General features: G+C 39.0%; 1 protein-coding gene. It reads left to right on the top strand.

The window, feature by feature from the left end; all coding sequences use genetic code 11:
• Positions 1 to 62: 62 nt before the first annotated feature.
• A partial coding sequence (locus HX124_RS18085; protein WP_286418748.1) for a hypothetical protein occupies positions 63 to 846 on the top strand: 784 nt, incomplete at its 3' end.

The following is an 846-nucleotide window of genomic DNA, read 5'->3' as shown; positions in this document are numbered from 1 at the left end:
CGCAATATCAATAACTTGTTGATTGGTTTTATTGAGCGTAATCGTTTAGTGGAGGCTGTGTAATGTCAAATCAAAATACTATTACAAATCTAAAAACTTGGAATGATGTAAAACAAACTCCTTCAAACTTTCTAAAGAAAATTGAGTTTGGCTATCTAAAGGGTAAATCAGATATCAATCCTCAATGGCGGTTAATGGCTATGACTCAGGCGTTTGGTCCTGTTGGTCATGGTTGGACATATCGCATTGTACGCACTTGGTCTGAAGCAGCACCTAGTGGAGCTGTTATGTGCTTTGCTGAGGTTGCTGTTAAAACTAAATTTGAAGGTGCTTGGGGTGAAGAATTCTCAGGTATCGGTGGATCTGAGATTGTTGAAATCGCTAAAGGGCAATTAAAAGCAAGTGATGAAGGTTATAAAAAAGCAGTCACTGATGCTCTTGGTGTTGCATTTAAAGCTGTTGGTGTAGCTGCTGACGTATATCTTGGGAATTATGATGGTAGTAAATATTTATATGAATATGATCATGCTTATCAAGAAGGTCAAACGCTAGAATCACAGCAAAATCAATGCTCTCAACAATCTAATCAACAACAAAACCAAAACACGCAACAGCCTGTTCAACAACAAGCTGCACCACCAAAACCTAAGGATACTCGGACACAACAACAGATTTATGATTCTGCCTTAGCGACTATCCAAAAAACCGAAGATAGAGCTGTTCTACTCAAAGCTGCCAAGACATTTAAAGGCACGAAATATGAGACAGGTATTAATAATGCTTGTCGAGCTCGTTCAGATCAAATGGGTTGGCCAACCAAACAAACCCAACGAAACCAAAACTCGC

The sequence above is a fragment of the Acinetobacter sp. 226-1 genome (genome assembly GCF_030329325.1).
GTDB classification, from domain to species: domain Bacteria; phylum Pseudomonadota; class Gammaproteobacteria; order Pseudomonadales; family Moraxellaceae; genus Acinetobacter; species Acinetobacter sichuanensis.
This window is presented reverse-complemented; position numbering and strand designations above follow the sequence as displayed.